This window comes from Acinetobacter sp. IK31, from assembly GCF_035615195.1.
Classification (GTDB): Bacteria; Pseudomonadota; Gammaproteobacteria; order Pseudomonadales; family Moraxellaceae; genus Acinetobacter; species Acinetobacter calcoaceticus_C.
Map to the genome: position 1 here is coordinate 138353 of NZ_JANBOB010000016.1, position 18674 is coordinate 157026.

Sequence of the window (18674 nt, forward strand, 5' to 3'; positions counted from 1 at the left end):
ATTATCGGGTTAAGGATTTAAACGTGTCAAATGCTACAAAATTCGGCAAAGTTGCCGTGTTATTTGGTGGGAAATCGGCTGAGCGTGCTGTGTCTTTAGATAGTGGTCAGGCAGTTCTGGATGCTCTGTTACGTTCAGGTGTTCAGGCTGAAGCATTTGATCCGCAAGACCGCAGTGTGACTGAGCTTGTAAATTATGATCGTGCATTTATTGTGTTGCATGGTCGTGGCGGTGAAGATGGCCAGATTCAAGGTGTACTTGAATGGTTAAATCTGCCTTATACAGGAACTGGCGTGCAAGGTTCTGCTATTGGCATGGATAAAGTCAAAACCAAGCAAATCTGGCAAGGTAGCGACTTACCTACCGCGCCATATCGCATTATTACTAAAGAAACAGATTTAGATGCGGTTATTGCTGAGTTAGGCTTACCTGTGATTATCAAACCTGTACATGAAGGCTCAAGTGTGGGCATGAGTAAGGTTGAGAAAGCAGAAGATTTTGCTGCTGCAATTGAAAAGGCGACTCAGCACGATGCTGTTGTGATGGCAGAAAAATGGATCACAGGTCGTGAGTTCACAATCTCATTCCTAAATGGTCAGCCTTTGCCTGTTATTCGTTTACAACCACCAGCAGACGTTGCCTTCTATGACTATGAAGCAAAATATGAACGTAATGATGTTGAGTACGGTATTCCTTGTGGTCTAAGTGAGACAGAAGAGAAAAACCTACAAGCATTATGTTTACGTGCTTTTCAGGCAGTTGGTGCAGAAAGCTGGGGCCGTATTGATGCGATGCAGGATGAACAGGGTAATTTCTGGCTTTTAGAAGTAAACACTGTGCCGGGTATGACTAGCCACTCTTTAGTTCCAAAAGCTGCGAAAGCTGTTGGCTATAGTTTTGATGAATTGTGTGTTGCCATTCTTGAGCAAACATTGGAAGGTACGGCTTAAATATGGCACAACTTCCGGCTTCCATGCGCCGTAAACGTGCGGCCATCACCTCTATTCATGATAAACCACCTACACGTAAGCAGAAGCTTGCCAATGCTGGTGGATGGGTGCTGTTGGTTATTGCTTTTGTAGTGCTGGCATTCGGAATTTATGGGCTATATAAAGTTATTACAGATGCAACAGTTGCAAAGCTAGAGGTTGTCGGGTCAACGTCTTCAGTTGAAACACAACAAGTGATGCAGCATGTTGCTCCAATTATCAAAGCGAATTATTTCACATCTGATTTAGAACAGGTTCGTGATAAAACGTTAGAAATTTCTTGGGTAGACCGAGTTGTCGTATCTCGTGCTTGGCCCAATGGTATTCGTGTTCGTGTTATGCCTCGACATGCCATCGCCCGTTGGGGAACAGGTCGCTTATTAAGCGATGGAGGCGATGTATTTAGTGAGGCAGAGCCGACAATTCATCCTGAGCTTCCGTTACTACATGGTCCGGTAAGCCAGTCGAAAATGATGATGCGACGCTATAATGAAATCAATCAATTATTCCATCCTGCCAATTTGCGTCTAAAAGAGTTATATCTGACGGAGCGAATGACTTGGTTTATGCAGTTTGATACAGGTTTACGAATTATTGTTGACCAAGATCAAACAATGAATAAGTTGCAACGTTTAAGTCATCTGGCACAATCTGACTTAAAACCGGTGTGGTCAAAAATCTCAGCCATTGATTTGCGATATCGTAATGGATTATCTATTCAATGGAAGAACGCAACACCACCTAAAATTGTGAATGGTCAGTTTGTTGTAACGATTGATGACACAAGCATTGCAGGTGGAACAAAAGCAAAGCCATAATACGTGGCTTTAAAATAGGCAATTTGCCTGGTATTAAACAACAAAGAAATGGTATGAGTGATGAATGAAGCTGTTCCCTCAGTTGTTGCGATTGACATTGGGACGCATAAAGTTTCAGTTTTGATTGGAAAAATTCATGCGCCGGATAACATTCAAGTTATCGGTATGGCAACTGCTCGTAATCGAGGCATGAATAAAGGAAAAATTGTAAGCCTCGATAAAGTCATCGCTGCGATTAAAAATGCTGTTGCTGAAGCGGAAAATATGGCCGAATGTCGCATTCATAGCGCATGGGTATCGATTCCGAGTACCGAGTTGCAAAGTTTTTATGCCTCTGGTCGTACACCAGTCGCTAATCCAGCACATGTTATTACAACAAATGAAGTCGTGCGCGCGTTAGAATTGGCAAAAGCAAGTCATGTGACTTCTGATTACTATTTAGCAAGTGCAGTGCCGTTAGGCTTTGAGTTGGGTGATTCTGCTGAATGGGTGCAGAATCCAATTAACATGACTGCCCATAGTATGACGGGACATTATCAGTTAATGATGATGCCGATTGCGACTATGCAAAACCTTGATCGCGCTATGAAAGGTGCAAATATCGGGGTTGAAAAAATGGTGGTATCTTGTCTGGCAACCGCTGAGGCAAGCTTGCTTAAAGATGAAAAAGAATATGGTGTTTGTCTAGTCGATGTTGGTGCAGGCATTACCAATCTTGCTGTTTATCTGGATGGGCGTCTGGCTCTGGCACGTACATTGCAGCGCGGTGGTGAACACGTTACACGTGATATTGCTGCTGTATTGCAAACCACGACAGAAGAAGCTGAACGCATTAAAATTCTATATGGTTGTGTCGATTTAAGTGCTGTTAAGCCAGATCACATGATTCAGGTGGAAGGAATTGATGGCCCTCAAACCATTAGTCGAATTGAGCTGTCAGAAATTATTATTGCCCGTTATGAAGAGATCTTTAGCCAGATTCGCGATGAACTCGAACACAGCGGCGCAATTCATGGTTTATACCATGGTGTAGTGTTGACAGGGGATGCTTGTCAAATCGAAGGTATGGTGAGTTTGGCTCGCCGTATGTTGGGGGTATCTGCACATTTAGGTAATCCACCGTTACAGGTTTATGCTGATGATCAGCATCAAGCCTCGTTACGTCGTTCGATGTATGCAACAGCAGCTGGTTTGCTCATGTTTAGCCAAAGTGAGTTGCAAGAAGCTGTTGAAGAGCCTGAAGAGGCAAATGACCGTTCGGTATGGGAGCGAATGGTAAATGGCTGGAATGCATTTAATAGCAAGCTAAAAGCCATTTTTTAGGATGTATGGATTTATTGGTAGAATTGTTAGGAAGTTGTAAGAGAAAACCACTGTACTTGACAAGGTTTGTATTGCACAGCATTCTTAAAATTAGTTATTTTTGAAAATCAAGGCAGTATACGGGCTGAAGTGACTGCCATAATGTATTAGGAACCCTAAAGGTCATGGCCTCATTTGAATTTATAGAAGATGAACTAAACGATGGCAACGGTCAAGCCCGTTTCACTGTATTTGGTGTAGGTGGTGGTGGCGGTAATGCCGTTCAACATATGGTGCAGTCTGATATTCAAGGTGTTAAATTCGTTTGTGCCAATACAGACAAACAAGCACTGGACTGTATGAATGCACCTTTCAAAATTCAGTTAGGCGAGCAAAGTACACGTGGTCTAGGTGCTGGCGCTAACCCTGAAGTAGGGCAAGTTGCAGCAGAAGAAAGCCGTGAAATTATTCGTCACCATCTTGAAGGTACGGATATGGTATTCGTTACCGCTGGTATGGGTGGTGGTACGGGTACGGGCGCGGCACCTGTCGTGGCTGAAGTTGCCAAAGAAATGGGTATTTTGACTGTTGGTGTTGTAACAACTCCATTTAACTTTGAAGGCCGTCGCCGTTTAAAATCTGCTGAACGCGGTATTGAAGCGCTTGAAGCACATGTTGATTCATTGATTATTATCCCTAACCAACGCTTGTTAAGCGTATATGGCGATATTTCAATGAAAGATGCTTATAAAAAAGCTGATGATGTATTGTTAAACGCTGTACGTAGTATCTTTGACCTTGTTGTAAACCGTGGTCACATTAACCTTGACTTCGCCGATTTGAAAACTGCAATGAGTACTCGTGGTTATGCCATGATGGGTGCTGGTTTAGGTCGTGGTGAAGATCGTGCACGTCAAGCTGCTGAACAGGCTATCCGTAGTCCATTGCTTGATAACGTCAATATTATTAATGCTAAAGGTGTGTTGATTAACATTACTGGTGGTGATGATATTACTTTACGCGAAACTGAAATCATTACTGATGTCGTGAACCAGATTGTTGACCTTGACGAAGGCGAGATCTTCTACGGTACTGTATTTGATCCAGATGCGCGTGATGAATTACGTGTAACAGTGATTGCAACTGGTTTAACTCGTAATGCAGCAGATGCAGAACCGAGAAAACGTAATACAGTAAGTCATGCATCGTCTCAATCAGCTCAATCTGTTGATGAAGATGACGTTCCTGCAATTAATAAGCGTCAAAATGCAGACAATGAAGTGAGTAATAACGCAAGTTCTTCTCCGCGCTCTTCTCCAATGAGCATTCAAGATTACTTGAAAAATCAGCAACGTAAGTAAAATATTATTAAATTTAAAAAAAGGCAGTGTTTAAACACTGCCTTTTTTTGTTTTTGATCAATGACTAAATATGCTAACGTATAGCGGTTTTAAAAAAGAAGTTACAAAGCATGGTGAAACAACGTACTCTCAATCGTGTGGTAAAAGCGAGTGGAATAGGTCTTCATAGCGGTCAAAAAGTGATGATCAATTTCATTCCACATACCGTGGATGGAGGTATTGTATTTCGTCGTATCGATTTAAATCCGCCTGTGGAAATCCATGCGAATGCTTTGCTGATTCAAGAAGCTTTCATGTGCTCCAATTTAGTGATTGGAGATATAAAAGTTGGAACAATTGAGCATGTGATGAGCGCAATTGCAGGTTTGGGAATTGATAACCTTATTGTTGAGGTATCTGCGTCTGAAGTTCCGATTATGGATGGAAGTGCTGGCCCATTTATTTACCTGTTAATGCAAGGTGGATTGCGTGAGCTGGATGCGCCGAAAAAATTTATAAGAATATTAAAACCAGTTGAAGCATTAATAGATGATAAGAAAGCAATTTTTAGCCCGCATAATGGTTTTCAGCTAAATTTTACGATTGATTTTGACCATCCGGCATTTGCTAAAGAATATCAGTCTGCGACTATCGATTTTTCTACTGAAACTTTTGTATATGAAGTCAGTGAGGCTCGTACTTTTGGTTTTATGAAAGACTTAGATTATCTCAAAGCAAATAATTTAGCCTTAGGTGCAAGTTTAGATAATGCAATTGGCGTAGATGATACAGGCGTAGTGAATGAAGAAGGCTTACGTTTCGCCGATGAATTTGTGAGACATAAGATTTTAGATGCAGTAGGTGATTTGTATTTGCTTGGTCATCAAATTATTGCCAAGTTTGATGGCTATAAATCAGGACATGCTTTAAATAATCAGCTGTTACGCAATGTTCAAAGTGATCCGAGTAATTATGAAATTGTAACATTTGATGACGAGAATGAATGTCCAATTCCCTATGTGAGTGTGACATAAGTCATTGTCTTTATTTGGCTACGTTATAATGTAACATTTTAAAATGTGATTTATGTCACAAAAATATAGCTAAACTTTTCATAGAATATAAAGTTCATAATTTTTTATTGCTTGCCAAACGTAGTAAAGCTTGGCTAAGCTTAGGGTCGCTCACGAAGTCGGCTGCACTACGTAACATTTCTTGTGTTTCCGGGGGGATGGGTTTAGATGGCTCAGATGAGGGTGGATTGGGAATGTTTTTATTCCTCAAGCGAACCTGAATTCTTTGTAAGTCTTTTAACCCTTCAAGTTGAGATAATTTAGATACATATTGGTTCTGTAAGTAACTGAGTTGACTGATCATCGCCTGATTTTCACCAGTAATGATTAAAGAGCCATTTTGATAACACACGACCTGCCATTGTTCCGGTTGGGGCAATAAGGGTTGGACCATTTTCGTAAGTCTTTGCCATTGCGCGACTTGCGTTGTTAGAAACGTAAGGTTTCCTGTTTTTATGTGTTTTCCGGATTGTTGAAAAACGTTATCGGGTTTAGACATGGGTCATTCTCGGATAGATTCTTGTCTTCATCTTAAGCGTTCATTTCAATCGATATCAAGGAAGAGATCATAAGGAACTTAAGTAAGAACAGTTTCAAGAGGTTTTTATGCACACGCGTCGTATTTTATTAGCGTTTTCACTTGCCGCTTCGGCAGCATCAGTTGCTTTTGCAGATTATCAAACAATTAACCAATCTACTGATTCAGATCGATTGGAACAACTATCAAAAACATTATCTCAAGGTTCATATACTCATCCTGATGATTTAGATCTTCCAGCGAGTGCGAAAGTTTCAGTGACCTTACGCCAAAAAACGGTTGAGCTCAACAATGAGTCACTCGCTAAAAAATATGGCAATACGACAGCTAAGAACTCTTTCAATACCTCTTCTTCAAATGCTTATTCATGGTTAGTTTCTCATCCTCTTCCTGATACAGTGCGTGTTTCTTCCAACTTTGGTGGCCGTACGATGGGTGGTCGTGCCGAACATCATGGCGGATTGGATATGGCTGCTCCAAGTGGTACGCCAATTTATGCTACAGGGCCAGGTATTGTAACCAAATCTGGTTGGGGTACTGGCTATGGTCAATATGTTGAAATTAACCATGGTAATGGCTATTTAACACGCTATGCGCATGCTTCTCGTTTAATGGTACGTGTAGGTGAACAAGTCTCTGCGGGTGAACATATTGCCAATGTAGGTTGTACTGGTCGCTGTACTGGTCCACATTTGCACTATGAAGTAGTAAAAGATGGTCAACGTAAGAATCCAACAACTTACTTGGCGATGCTTCCTTAAAAGCATAGTGAAAAAGGTTAAGGTTATTGAATTTATGAATCTGAAATTAACTTAAACCTTTTTTAACGTAAAGATTGTATAAAAAAACGCCATTATTGGCGTTTTTTTGTTATTTTGTTTAATGCTCGGTCAATGACTATTCATTCAGAAAATAATAGGACCCCCTCACATTCACCCATGGCAATAACTAGAGAGGGGTAAAACGTGGTAAAAATACAAAGTAGATTAAAGGACAAGGAACAGGTGAATTATGGCGTTTTACGGTGACTCCGATGCACAAGAAACCCAAGAGTGGCAAGATGCATTCGATTCAGTTTTACAACATATGGGAACTGAGCGCGCGGCATTCTTGTTGGAGAAACTTTACCAACAAGCAATTGCTAAGCATGTTCCCATTCAACGTCTGAATACACCTTACTTAAATACAATTTCTGTTGAAGAACAACCTGCAATGCCAGGCGACCAAGATATGGAACGCCGTATTCGTGCATTGATTCGTTGGAATGCCTTAGCAATGGTACTTCGTGCGAATCAAACAGGTGATGATTTAGGTGGACACTTGGCGAGCTTCGCATCAAGTGCAACATTATATGACGTAGGTTTTAACCATTTCTTCCGCGCAAACAGCAATAACTTTGGCGGAGATATGATTTATTACCAAGGGCACTGTGCTCCTGGTATTTATGCACGTTCATTCCTTGAAGGACGTTTAACTGAAGAACAGTTAAGTAATTTCCGTCGTGAAGTTGGCGGTAACGGTTTACCAAGCTACCCACACCCATATTTAATGCCGGACTATTGGCAATTCCCAACTGTATCAATGGGTCTTGGTCCAATCATGTCGATTTATCAAGCACACATTCAGAAATATTTAATGAATCGTGGCTTGATTAAAGAAGAAAATCGTAAAGTCTGGGCTTATCTGGGCGATGGTGAGATGGATGAGCCAGAAAGTACTGGTGCAATTTCACTTGCTGGTCGTGAAAAACTCGATAACTTGATCTGGGTTGTTAACTGTAACTTACAGCGTCTAGATGGTCCGGTACGTGGTAACGGTAAAATTATTCAAGAATTAGAATCTTTATTCCGTGGTGCAGGCTGGCGTGTCATTAAAGTAGTATGGGGCCGTCATTGGGATCCACTACTTGCAAAAGACAACACAGGCGCTTTAAAAGCGGTAATGGAAGAAACAGTTGATGGCGAGTACCAACGCTATCAAGTGAAAGGTGGTGCATATACACGTGAGAAATTCTTTGGCAAGTATCCAGAAGCTGCGGAACTTGTAAAAGATTTAAGCGATGAAGACATCGATAATCTTAACCGTGGTGGTCATGACCCTTACAAAGTTTTTGCTGCCTATGCAGAAGCAATGAAAGCCAAAGGTCAACCAACAGTTATTCTTGCGAAAACTGTTAAAGGTTACGGTTTGTCTGAAGAAATTGAAGCGGTGAATAAGACTCACCAAATCAAAAAAATGCAGATCGATTCTTTAAAATATGTACGTGACCGTTTTAACCTGCCATTTACAGATGATAAATTAGAAGAGCTTCCATTCTATCGTCCAAGTGAAAACTCTCCTGAAATGAAATACATGAAGGCGCGTCGTGAAGCATTAGGTGGCTATTTACCTGCACGTCGTAAAGAGAGTGAAATTTTAGCGATTCCTGAATTATCTGTATTTGATGCAGTGTTAAATGGTTCAGGTGGTAAAGAACAATCTACCACTATGGTGATGGTTCGTTTAATTGCTGCTTTACTCAAAGAAAAAGCAATTAAAGACCGCGTAGTACCAATCGTTCCAGACGAAGCGCGTACTTTTGGTCTAGAAGGTATGTTCCGTCAGCTCGGTATTTACGCCGCTCACGGTCAAAAATATACCCCAGAAGACCAAGAACAGTTAATGCATTACCGTGAAGCAAGTGACGGTCATATGCTACAAGAAGGAATTAACGAAGCTGGTGCGATGAGCGCATGGGCTGCGTTGGCAACAAGTTATTCAACCAATAACTTGCCAATGATTCCAATGTACATGTACTACTCAATGTTCGGTTTCCAACGTATTGGTGACATTGCGTGGGCTGCGGGTGATGCACAAGCTCAAGGTTTCTTGTTAGGTGCAACTGCTGGTCGTACCACATTGAACGGTGAAGGTTTACAGCACCAAGATGGTCATTCGCATATCTTGGCGAACACGATTCCTAACTGTGTATCTTATGATCCATGTTTTGGTTATGAATTAGCTGTAATCGTACATGATGGTTTACAACGTATGTATGTGAACCAAGAGCGTGTGTTCTATTACTTAACTGTAATGAACGAAAACTACGAGCATCCTGCAATGCCTGAAGGCGCTGAGGAAGGCATTAAACGTGGTATGTACTTGTTCGAAAAAGATGAAAAAGCAACTGTTCAATTACTTGGTTCAGGTGTAATTCTTCGTGAAGTGATTAAAGCTGCGAAAATCTTACGTGATGAATACCAAATCCGTTCAAACGTTTGGAGTGTAACAAGCTTCAATGAGTTGTCGCGTGATGGTATGGCATGTGAAGAATACAACCGTTTACACCCACTTGCTGAAGAAGTGAAAGAGTCTTGGGTATCTAAACAATTACGCGGTACAGAAGGTATTGTTGTTTCAGCAACAGATCATATGCGCGCTTATAGCGAACAAATCCGTGCCTATCTTCCAGATGGTCGCCCATTTGTTGCGTTGGGTACAGATGGTTATGGTCGCTCAGATACACGTGCTAACTTACGTAGTTTCTTTGGTGTTGATGCTGCACATATCGTTGTTGCTACTTTGAAAAAATTAGCTGACGAAGGTGAAGTAGATGCACGGTTAGTTAAAGATGCAATTTCTAACTTTGAGTTAGATACTGATCGTCCAGTGGCATGGGCTCCACAAGCACATCCAGAAGTTCAGGCAGTTGCTGAATACAATGAAGCGCAAACAGGTGAGGGGAACTAAGCATGCAAATTAAGACCCCTGATATTGGCGTAGATAAAGCAGTTGTTGCTGAAATTTTGGTAAAAGTTGGCGATAGCATTGTTGAAAACGACAGCCTTGTTTTGCTTGAGTCAGATAAAGCCTCTGTTGAAGTGCCTAGCACTTCAGCAGGTGTAGTCAAAAGCATCTTAATCAAAGAAGGCGATAGCGTAACTGAAGGTACGGTATTGTTTGAACTTGAAGCTGAGGGCGCTGCACCTGTAGCTCAAGCAGAAGAAGTTGCAAAACCTGCACCAGCAGCTGAAAAAGAAGCACCTGCTACAGCACCACAAGTTGCTGCGCAACCAGCAGCGGCAACCACTAGCCAAGTTGTTGAAGTTCAAGTTCCTGACATTGGTGTTGAAAAAGCACTAGTTGGTGAAATTTTAGTAAAAGTTGGCGAGCAAATCGATGTTGAACAAAGCATCGTTGTGGTTGAGTCTGACAAAGCAACTGTAGAAGTACCGAGCAGTGTTGCTGGTACTGTAGAAAGCATTCAAGTTAAAGAAGGCGATACAGTTAAAGAAGGTGTTGTACTCATTCAAGTGAAAACAACGTCTGCATCAAGTGCGCCAGTTGAAGCTCCTGCTTCTACAGCAGCTCCAGCGGCAGCACCTGCACCAGTTCAACAAGAAGTTATAGCTGCGGCTGCTACTCCATCTGGACCAGTTGATATTAATGTTCCTGATTTGGGCGTAGACAAAGCAGTTGTTGCTGAAATTTTGGTACAAGTTGGCGATAAAGTTGATGTAGACCAAAGCCTTGTTGTGGTTGAGTCTGATAAAGCAACTGTAGAAGTTCCAAGTACTGTTGCTGGCGTTGTGAAAGCGATTCACTTGCAAGCAGGTCAACAAGTTTCACAAGGTGTTTTGCTTGCAACAATTGAAGCAGAAGGCCAAGCACCTGCTGCTGCACCAGCGGCAAAAGCAGAAGTAGCTCCTGCTCCTCAGGCAGCGGCACCTAAAGCGGCAGCTCCTGCTCCGACTCAGGCTGTATCTGCTCCAGTGTCTGGTGGTGACAAGTTAACGAAAGAGCAAGAAGCTGAAAACGCTAAAGTTTATGCTGGCCCTGCTGTTCGTAAGCTTGCTCGTGAGCTTGGTGTAGTTTTATCACAAGTTAAAACTTCTGGTGAACATGGTCGTGTGATTAAAGAAGATATCTTTGCTTATGTGAAGACTCGTTTAACTGCACCACAAGTGGCGCCAGTTGCTCAAGCTGCTGCTCCGGCTGGTTTACCTTCATTACCTGACTTTACTGCTTTTGGTGGTAGTGAAGTGAAGCCGATGACTCGTTTACAGCAAGTATCTGTGCCACAGTTGTCTTTAAACAACTATATTCCACAGGTAACTCAGTTTGACCTTGCTGATATCACTGAATTAGAGGCTTGGCGTGGTGAATTGAAGGATGGCTTTAAGAAACAAGGTGTGAGCCTAACAATTTTGGCATTCATTGCAAAAGCGTTAGCACACTTGTTGAAAGAAGAGCCGTATTTTGCTGGTCACTTGTCAGATGATCAAAAGTCTGTATTGCTTCGTAATGAAATCCATATGGGTATTGCAGTTGCAACACCAGATGGTTTGACAGTACCAGTGCTACGAAATCCTGACCAAAAATCAATTAAGCAAATTGCTATTGAATTAGGTGAGCTAAGTAAGAAAGCGCGTGATAAGAAATTAACACCGAAAGACTTACAAGGTGCGAACTTCACGATTACAAGCTTAGGTTCGATTGGTGGTACGTCATTTACACCGCTAGTAAATTGGCCACAAGTTGCAATTTTAGGTATTTCACCAGCAACTATGCAGCCTGTGTGGAATGGTAAAGACTTTGACCCACGCTTAATGTTGCCGTTGTCATTGTCTTATGACCACCGTGTAATTAATGGTGCAGATGCCGCTCGCTTTACCAATAAACTTACGAAACTTCTTAAAGATATTCGTACTTTATTAATCTAATATTTTGAAATGAATTATTAAAACCTCGCTTCGGCGGGGTTTTATTTTGGTATTTAATTTACTTGATTTTAGGTTAATCTAAAGATTAAGAGGGAGTAATCGAGAGAGGAAAAATTTCTCGTTTTGGTTAAAGGAAAAATAATAAATGGCGAGTTTCTTAAAAATCATGTTGCCGATTCTGTTGATTGTATTTTTACTGATGGGATTATGGGTCAGTATTTTACACTTTCCTTGGGAGTGGATGACTTACGTTGCAATGGGCTTAGAAGTATTTGTGGCAACGCTTATTTTGCCATTTGAATTTCAATCACAGCAGGTAGCTGGTATTAACAATTTTGGGTTTATTAACTTAAGTATTTGTTTAGCCATACTATTGGGCTTAGGTCGGTTGTTGGTGTGGGCATGGATAAAATTTTTTGTCTGAATGTTGGAAAAAATAGAACGACTCGAATATAATAAAACACATACTTCATTGGGGAGTAGCCGCTATTCATTTCTGAATGAATAGGTGATGGTCAACATAATTGTTCAACAGAACATGGTCATCATAGCTTAAACGTCTCATCGTTTCCGAGTTGGCAAGACCTTTGATTTACCACTCTGCAGATATTTGGCTAGCAGGAGGGGTAGGTCATGGGCATTTATGCTAGCCAGAGAAACGATATGCAAGAATTTCTGATTTCTACCTCAATTGTTGCCCTAGCTGAAATGGGCGATAAAACTCAATTACTCGCCCTTTTATTGTCTGCACGTTTCCGTAAGCCAATCCCTATTCTCATTGCGATTCTTTTAGCAACTTTAATTAACCATGGTATCTCTGCTGTGCTTGGGCAGTGGATTACGACCGTTTTGAGTCCCGAAATCTTAGTTTGGGTTCTTGCGGGTGGTTTTATTGGTATGGCGTTCTGGATGCTTATTCCAGATAAGTTAGATGATGAAACAGATAGTATTAATAGATGGCAAAAATTTGGTGTTTTTGGTGCTACCTTCATCTTATTTTTCTTAGCTGAAATTGGTGACAAAACCCAAATTGCAACAGTGGCCTTAGCTGCTCGTTACGACAGTATTTTCTGGGTTATGCTGGGTACAACGTTAGGTATGATGATTGCCAATGCACCAGCTGTATTTATTGGTAATAAATTGGCTGAACGTTTATCCATCTCACTCATTCATAAAATTGGTGCTGCTATTTTCTTAATTGTAGGTGTCTCTACTTTGGTACAGCATTATTTCTTCTAAAGTATTTAAAGCTGCCATTAAAAACGCACTCGAATTGAGTGCGTTTTTTGTAGATCGTTTTAGTAGTTAAATTTCACTGTAAAGTTAATTTGGCGTGGGTTGCCCAGAGTTACCATATTTTCATTCAGTGCTCCAGCATAGTAATCTTTATCAAATAGATTACGGATAGCAAGTTGAGCACCCCAATGCCCAGCGTCATAGCCAGCTTCAGTGTCAAAGACTGTATAGCCTGGAATATGAACATCTAACTTATCCATGGTTTTATAAGTTTCTCCACGGAACCCGCCGCCTACATACCAACCAAGTTTTGACGCAGGATCAAATTTATAGCGTGCTGATAAGCTATAAGCATGTTCTGGAATATTATCAAGAGACTTTCCAACATTGCTAATATTTGCATCTTTACTAATTTCTGCATCAGCCGTGTAGGTATAAGTTGCGGTGAGCTTTAAACCATCAAGAATATCTGCATTTAGTTCAGTCTCAATCCCACGAGTTAACTGTTCACCGCGCTGGATTTTGAAAGTAGTATCCGTAGGGTCGTTGACCAAAACATTTTGACGTTTTAAATCATACCAAGCGATACTACCTTGTACACGCTGATCATGACTTTGTAATTTCATCCCGACTTCAACCTGTTTACCTTTTTCAGGATCAAAAGTATTTCCAGCAGAGTCTGAGCCACTTGTTGGGAAGAAGGATGTTGCATAGCTGACATAAGGTGCGACTACATCATTGATTGTATATAACAATGAGGCATTACCCGTAAAAGCCTCTTCCGATTTTTTAGTATTTGTATTTTTAACTAAATCTACAGTTTGAGTTTGAGCCCAATCTTGGCGGCCAGCAAGATTTAAAACGAGCTGGTCATTAATCTGAATGCGGTCGCGTAAATATAACCCCATATATTTTAGACGGTTTATATCATGGTTCGTGACTTTTTCAGGGCAAGTAACTGTTGTGCCGTACTTTGGTGAATAGAGATTCAAATTTGTGGCAGTACAGCGATTATTTAGATAATCATTTTTATCTTGCAGACCATCTATTCCGACCGTTATTTGGTGTGCCATATCCGCAATTTGAAAGGTCTTTTGGACACTATTGTCGATTGAGAAACTTAGATTGCTGACATCCTGATAGCGTGCTTGACGCTTAAGGGTTGTATAGTTTTTATCCGTCCAGCCATTGTAAAATACGGCAGGGCCAATCATTTCGGTTTTTTGAATTGCAAAGTTTTGCTTAAACTCCCAGCCATTATTAAAAGCATGCCTAAAGTTATAACCTGTACGGAATACGTCGGCATCATAAGCTCCGTAGCTCGGTTCACCAATAAATAAGTCTTTAGGTAAGCTTCCATTAGGATTATCTTTTAAGGTACCAATGACGGGTAAACCTTGCTGACGAATATATTCGCGGTGTTGGTAACTTGCGATGACAGAAAGGTCCGTGTTATCTCCTAAATCGAAGTTATAAGAAGGGGAGATGTAGTAATTTTTAAAATACACATAATCTGTCGGGTCATCTTGGTCAGAAATACGGCCATTTAAACGGAAAGCACCTTTTTCACTATTATTGGGACTATAGTTGAAATCGAATGTGCCTTCTTTAAGACTATAACTACCATAAGTCATGCTAGCACGAGCAAAACTTTCTGCTTGAGGGCGTTTAGTGACTAAATTAACAACACCACCTGGCTGGACCAATCCAAAATTAATAGAAGCTGGACCTTTTAATATTTGTACTTGGTCAAGTCCTGATATTTCGGCACCTACAAAAGTATTTTGTTGGGCTTGTCGTAAACCATCTATGAAAATTTGATCAGAAGATGTTTGTCCACGAATAATAAAATCATCCCAACCCCGACGACCAAGTTGCCCAGCAGAAATACCAGCTACACCATTTACTGCTTCTGCTAGAGTTCTTGCTTGTTTTTGGTCAAGCTGTTCACGTGTTACCACCGAAACCGACTGCGCAGTTTTAAATAAGGGTGCATCTGATTTTAAAACCGATGCAGCTTTCGTTGCGACATAGGGAGAGGTAGTTTCTTTTTGTGCCTGAATAGAAATTGTGGGTAGCACACTGGTCGAATTTTGTTGTTCTGCTGTTTCATCAGCATGACTTGCTGTCATCAAACTAAAAATAGCAACTGCTAACAATGTTTTGGAGCTTGAAAAATAAGGTGCTTGGTTCATGGGAGGCCTAGGCAGCGCAAAAGACAAAACTGATAATGAGAATTATTTTAATTTATTGTGAGTTAATTTTAAATAACATTATGATTCATTTATAAAATAAGAAAAGCAAAAGCTATTTTAAAATATTATGAGAAAAATAAAGCAATTCATTGCAAGAATTATCGAATCTCTTCATTTTTATATGGGTATAAAAATAACTAATATTTAAAGTTTTTTTGGGGATTACATAGGGTTTGAAAAAATAATATCGTAGATATTATTTGATAAGGGCGTACATAAATGTATTAGTTTTACCAGTTTGGTCAAAGGCGAAAGCATACAAGCCAATCAATTTTTAATTATTGTTTAAGATAGGGCTGTCGTGATTAATCCAGTTAGGTTAATTGGTATGCTAAAAAGCAGATTAATAAGGAATATTTAGAAACGAACTTTATCTATTGCTGAAAAAGGCAAAGATAATATGAAAATTGCATTGAAATTTGTTTATAATAGCTCACGGAATTTACCAGTGAGATTGTTATGCTGACCATCGTTCAAGAAGCGCTAACCTTCGATGATGTCTTATTACTTCCTGCCTACTCTACTGTTCTCCCAAAAGATGTCTCTTTAAAGACACGTTTAACTCGCGGCATTCATTTAAATATCCCATTAGTTTCTGCGGCAATGGATACAGTGACTGAGTCACGTATGGCGATTGCAATGTCACAAAATGGTGGTATCGGGATTTTGCACAAAAACATGGATATTGCTGCTCAAGCTGCAGAAGTACGCCGTGTAAAGAAATTCGAAGCGGGTATGGTGAAAGATCCTATCACTGTAACGCCTGAAACTACAGTACGTGAACTGATTGCAATTACCACTGCTAATAATATTAGCGGTGTACCTGTTGTTAAAGACGGCAAGGTTGTTGGTATTGTGACAGGCCGTGATACACGTTTTGAAACCAATTTAGAACAACCTGTTAGCAACATCATGACAGGCCAAGATCGTTTGGTGACTGTGCGTGAAGGCGAGTCTAAAGAAAATATTCAAGCATTATTGCAAAAACACCGTATTGAAAAAGTCTTGGTCGTTGGCGAGAGCAACGAACTTAAAGGTCTCATTACAGTGACTGACTTCCGTAAAGCTGAGAGTTATCCAAACAGTTGTAAAGATGATCTTGGTCGTTTACGTGTTGGTGCTGCGGTAGGTACAGGTGCTGATACTCCAAGTCGTGTGGAAGCATTGGTTGAAGCTGGTGTTGACGTAATTGTTGTTGATACAGCACATGGTCATTCAGCTGGTGTAATTGAACGTGTACGTTGGGTGAAACAAAACTTCCCTCAAGTACAAGTAATTGGCGGAAACATCGCAACTGGTGATGCTGCATTAGCATTATTAGATGCAGGTGCAGATGCTGTAAAAGTGGGTATTGGTCCTGGTTCTATCTGTACAACTCGTATTGTGGCAGGTATTGGCATGCCACAAATTTCTGCTATTGATAGCGTTGCTAATGCACTGAAAGATCAAATTCCTTTAATTGCAGATGGCGGTATCCGCTTCTCTGGCGATATGGCAAAGGCGATCGGTGCGGGCGCAAGTACAATCATGGTTGGTTCACTTTTAGCTGGTACTGAAGAAGCGCCTGGCGAAGTTGAGTTTTTCCAAGGTCGTTACTACAAAGCATATCGTGGTATGGGCTCATTAGGTGCAATGGCGGGAGCAACCGGTTCGGCTGACCGTTATTTCCAAGACTCAAAAGCGGGTGCTGAGAAGTTAGTACCAGAAGGTATTGAAGGCCGTGTTCCATATAAAGGCCCAATGGGTAATATCGTTCATCAAATGATGGGTGGTTTACGTTCATCGATGGGTTATACAGGTTCATCGATAATTGAAGATCTTCGCCAAAATGCGAAATTTGTGAAAATTACTTCAGCAGGTATGTCTGAGTCGCATGTTCATGATGTAACGATTACTAAAGAAGCTCCAAACTATCGTGTTGGTTAGATTTTGGTAACCAAAACAATGAAGAAAGCCGTCATTACACTGACGGCTTTTTGTTTTTGGTGTAAAGTAAATCTAACGAAAAGAAATATGGCGGAATTGCCATATATGAAGTGAGCCACCGCTGAAGTGGCGTAAGAATGAGATAAGCTATGAGTTATTTTGGAACGGATGGTATTCGTGGAAAATTTGGGCAAATGCCTATTACTCCAGAGTTTGCTTTAAAACTCGGTTTTGCTGCAGGGAAGGTATTAAAACGAACGAGTCCAAAAAATAAACCGCTCGTTGTATTAGGAAAAGACACACGTTTATCTGGTTACATTTTAGAATCTGCTTTACAGGCAGGCTTAAACGCTGCTGGCGTATATGTTCATTTACTTGGTCCATTACCAACACCAGCAATCGCACATCTTACTCGTGCTTTGCATGCACATGCAGGTATTGTTATTTCTGCTTCGCATAATCCATATTATGATAATGGGATTAAATTCTTCTCAAGTGAAGGCAAGAAATTACCAGATTCATTACAAGAAGAAATTAATCAAGAATTAGAAAAAGACTTATTTATTGAGGACACTGCAAACTTAGGTAAAAGTGTTCGTGTAAATGATGCAAACGGTCGTTATATCGAATTTTGTAAATCTACGTTCCCTTACCACTTTGATTTAAATAATTTAAAGATTGTGTTGGACTGTGCTCATGGCGCGGCATATAGCGTTGGGCCTTCAGTTTTCCGCGAGCTAGGTGCAAAAGTCATTGCTTTATATAATGAACCAGATGGCTTAAATATTAATGAAAGCTGTGGTTCAACACATCCTGAACACTTACAAAAAGCAGTGGTTGAGCACCAAGCAGATTTAGGTATTGCCTTTGATGGCGATGCTGACCGTGTTGTGATGGTCGATAAGTTTGGTAACTTAATTGATGGTGACCATATCTTATATATCTTGGCGACTCAGGCGCAAAATAAGCCAGCTGGTATTGTTGGTACTGTCATGAGTAATATGGCACTTGAAGTTGCACTTGAAAAAGCAAATGTTAATTTTGTTCGTGCAAAAGTCGGTGACCGCTATGTATTACAGGCTTTAGAAGAAAATGGTTGGGTAACAGGTGGCGAACCTTCTGGTCATATTCTAACTCTAGATAAGAGTACGACTGGTGATGCCATTATCGCTGCGCTTCAAGTTTTAACGGTGATGGTCGAGCAAAATAAGGCTCTTCATGAATTGGTTCAAGACTTTAAACTATTCCCACAAGTTCTTTTAAATGTACGTTTAGAACAAATGCTTGATCCATATTCTATTCCAGCATTGGTTACTGAATTTGATAAAGCAGAAGCACAGCTTAAAGGCCGTGGACGTATCTTAATTCGTAAGTCTGGAACAGAACCAGTGATTCGTGTCATGGTTGAAGGGGATAATGAGCAAGAAGTAAATACTTTAGCTCAGCATTTAGCAGATGCGGTTCGTTCACAAGCACAAGTCGCATAAGGTGCATG

Annotated in this window: 14 protein-coding genes, 1 pseudogene and 1 riboswitch; of the genes and pseudogenes, 13 read left to right on the top strand and 2 right to left on the bottom strand. The window is 40.7% G+C overall.

Annotated features, from left to right (window positions below):
• Positions 1 to 23: 23 nt before the first annotated feature.
• The 5 genes from MSG66_RS09290 (at position 24) to lpxC (ending at position 5483) form a co-directional block, all read left to right on the top strand.
• Positions 24 to 950, top strand: coding sequence for a D-alanine--D-alanine ligase (locus MSG66_RS09290; RefSeq protein WP_042895783.1), 927 nt, complete (start codon positions 24 to 26; stop codon positions 948 to 950).
• Positions 951 to 952: 2 nt separating this feature from the next.
• Complete coding sequence (locus MSG66_RS09295) at positions 953 to 1807, top strand: cell division protein FtsQ/DivIB (RefSeq protein ID WP_042895781.1); 855 nt, start codon at positions 953 to 955, stop codon at positions 1805 to 1807.
• A 60-nt stretch (positions 1808 to 1867) separates the two neighbouring features.
• Entirely contained in the window at positions 1868 to 3130 is a 1263-nt protein-coding gene (gene ftsA / locus MSG66_RS09300) for a cell division protein FtsA (RefSeq protein ID WP_042895778.1), read from the top strand.
• Between the two features lie 164 nt (positions 3131 to 3294).
• Positions 3295 to 4470: a cell division protein FtsZ gene (ftsZ, locus tag MSG66_RS09305; RefSeq protein ID WP_324653809.1), complete on the top strand. Its 1176-nt coding sequence runs from the start codon at positions 3295 to 3297 to the stop codon at positions 4468 to 4470.
• A gap of 110 nt (positions 4471 to 4580) precedes the next feature.
• Positions 4581 to 5483: a UDP-3-O-acyl-N-acetylglucosamine deacetylase gene (lpxC, locus tag MSG66_RS09310; RefSeq protein WP_324653811.1), complete on the top strand. Its 903-nt coding sequence runs from the start codon at positions 4581 to 4583 to the stop codon at positions 5481 to 5483.
• A 94-nt stretch (positions 5484 to 5577) separates the two neighbouring features.
• Here the strand turns inward: lpxC and MSG66_RS09315 are convergent, their stop codons facing one another.
• Positions 5578 to 6021, bottom strand: a complete 444-nt coding sequence (locus MSG66_RS09315) for a DciA family protein (RefSeq protein WP_133971239.1) — start codon at positions 6019 to 6021, stop codon at positions 5578 to 5580.
• Positions 6022 to 6128: 107 nt separating this feature from the next.
• Here MSG66_RS09315 and MSG66_RS09320 point away from each other — a divergent pair, with 107 nt between their 5' ends.
• From MSG66_RS09320 to MSG66_RS09340, 5 genes are all read left to right on the top strand, one after another.
• Complete coding sequence (locus MSG66_RS09320) at positions 6129 to 6821, top strand: M23 family metallopeptidase (RefSeq protein ID WP_005038016.1); 693 nt, start codon at positions 6129 to 6131, stop codon at positions 6819 to 6821.
• A 250-nt stretch (positions 6822 to 7071) separates the two neighbouring features.
• Entirely contained in the window at positions 7072 to 9789 is a 2718-nt protein-coding gene (gene aceE / locus MSG66_RS09325; protein WP_324653813.1) for a pyruvate dehydrogenase (acetyl-transferring), homodimeric type, read from the top strand.
• A 2-nt stretch (positions 9790 to 9791) separates the two neighbouring features.
• On the top strand, positions 9792 to 11762 hold the full coding sequence (locus MSG66_RS09330) for a 2-oxo acid dehydrogenase subunit E2 (RefSeq protein WP_324653815.1): 1971 nt from the start codon (positions 9792 to 9794) through the stop codon (positions 11760 to 11762).
• Between the two features lie 145 nt (positions 11763 to 11907).
• Positions 11908 to 12186: a hypothetical protein gene (locus MSG66_RS09335; RefSeq protein WP_133971245.1), complete on the top strand. Its 279-nt coding sequence runs from the start codon at positions 11908 to 11910 to the stop codon at positions 12184 to 12186.
• Between the two features lie 38 nt (positions 12187 to 12224).
• Positions 12225 to 12410, top strand: a riboswitch (yybP-ykoY riboswitch).
• A 15-nt stretch (positions 12411 to 12425) separates the two neighbouring features.
• Positions 12426 to 13001, top strand: coding sequence for a TMEM165/GDT1 family protein (locus MSG66_RS09340; RefSeq protein ID WP_003654075.1), 576 nt, complete (start codon positions 12426 to 12428; stop codon positions 12999 to 13001).
• A gap of 59 nt (positions 13002 to 13060) precedes the next feature.
• On the opposite strand, the gene MSG66_RS09345 is transcribed toward MSG66_RS09340, so the two are convergent.
• Positions 13061 to 15193 (bottom strand): TonB-dependent siderophore receptor, encoded by a 2133-nt coding sequence (locus MSG66_RS09345; RefSeq protein WP_324653818.1) that lies wholly within the window; start codon positions 15191 to 15193, stop codon positions 13061 to 13063.
• 253 nt (positions 15194 to 15446) lie between these two features.
• On the opposite strand from MSG66_RS09345, the pseudogene MSG66_RS09350 reads away from it, so the two are divergent.
• The 3 genes and pseudogenes from MSG66_RS09350 to glmM form a co-directional block, all read left to right on the top strand.
• Positions 15447 to 15539, top strand: a pseudogene (locus MSG66_RS09350) (MBL fold metallo-hydrolase); the annotation flags it as partial.
• A gap of 173 nt (positions 15540 to 15712) precedes the next feature.
• Positions 15713 to 17179: an IMP dehydrogenase gene (gene guaB / locus MSG66_RS09355; protein ID WP_262473111.1), complete on the top strand. Its 1467-nt coding sequence runs from the start codon at positions 15713 to 15715 to the stop codon at positions 17177 to 17179.
• 149 nt (positions 17180 to 17328) lie between these two features.
• Positions 17329 to 18666 (top strand): phosphoglucosamine mutase, encoded by a 1338-nt coding sequence (gene glmM, locus MSG66_RS09360; protein ID WP_202743162.1) that lies wholly within the window; start codon positions 17329 to 17331, stop codon positions 18664 to 18666.
• Positions 18667 to 18674 lie beyond the last annotated feature (8 nt).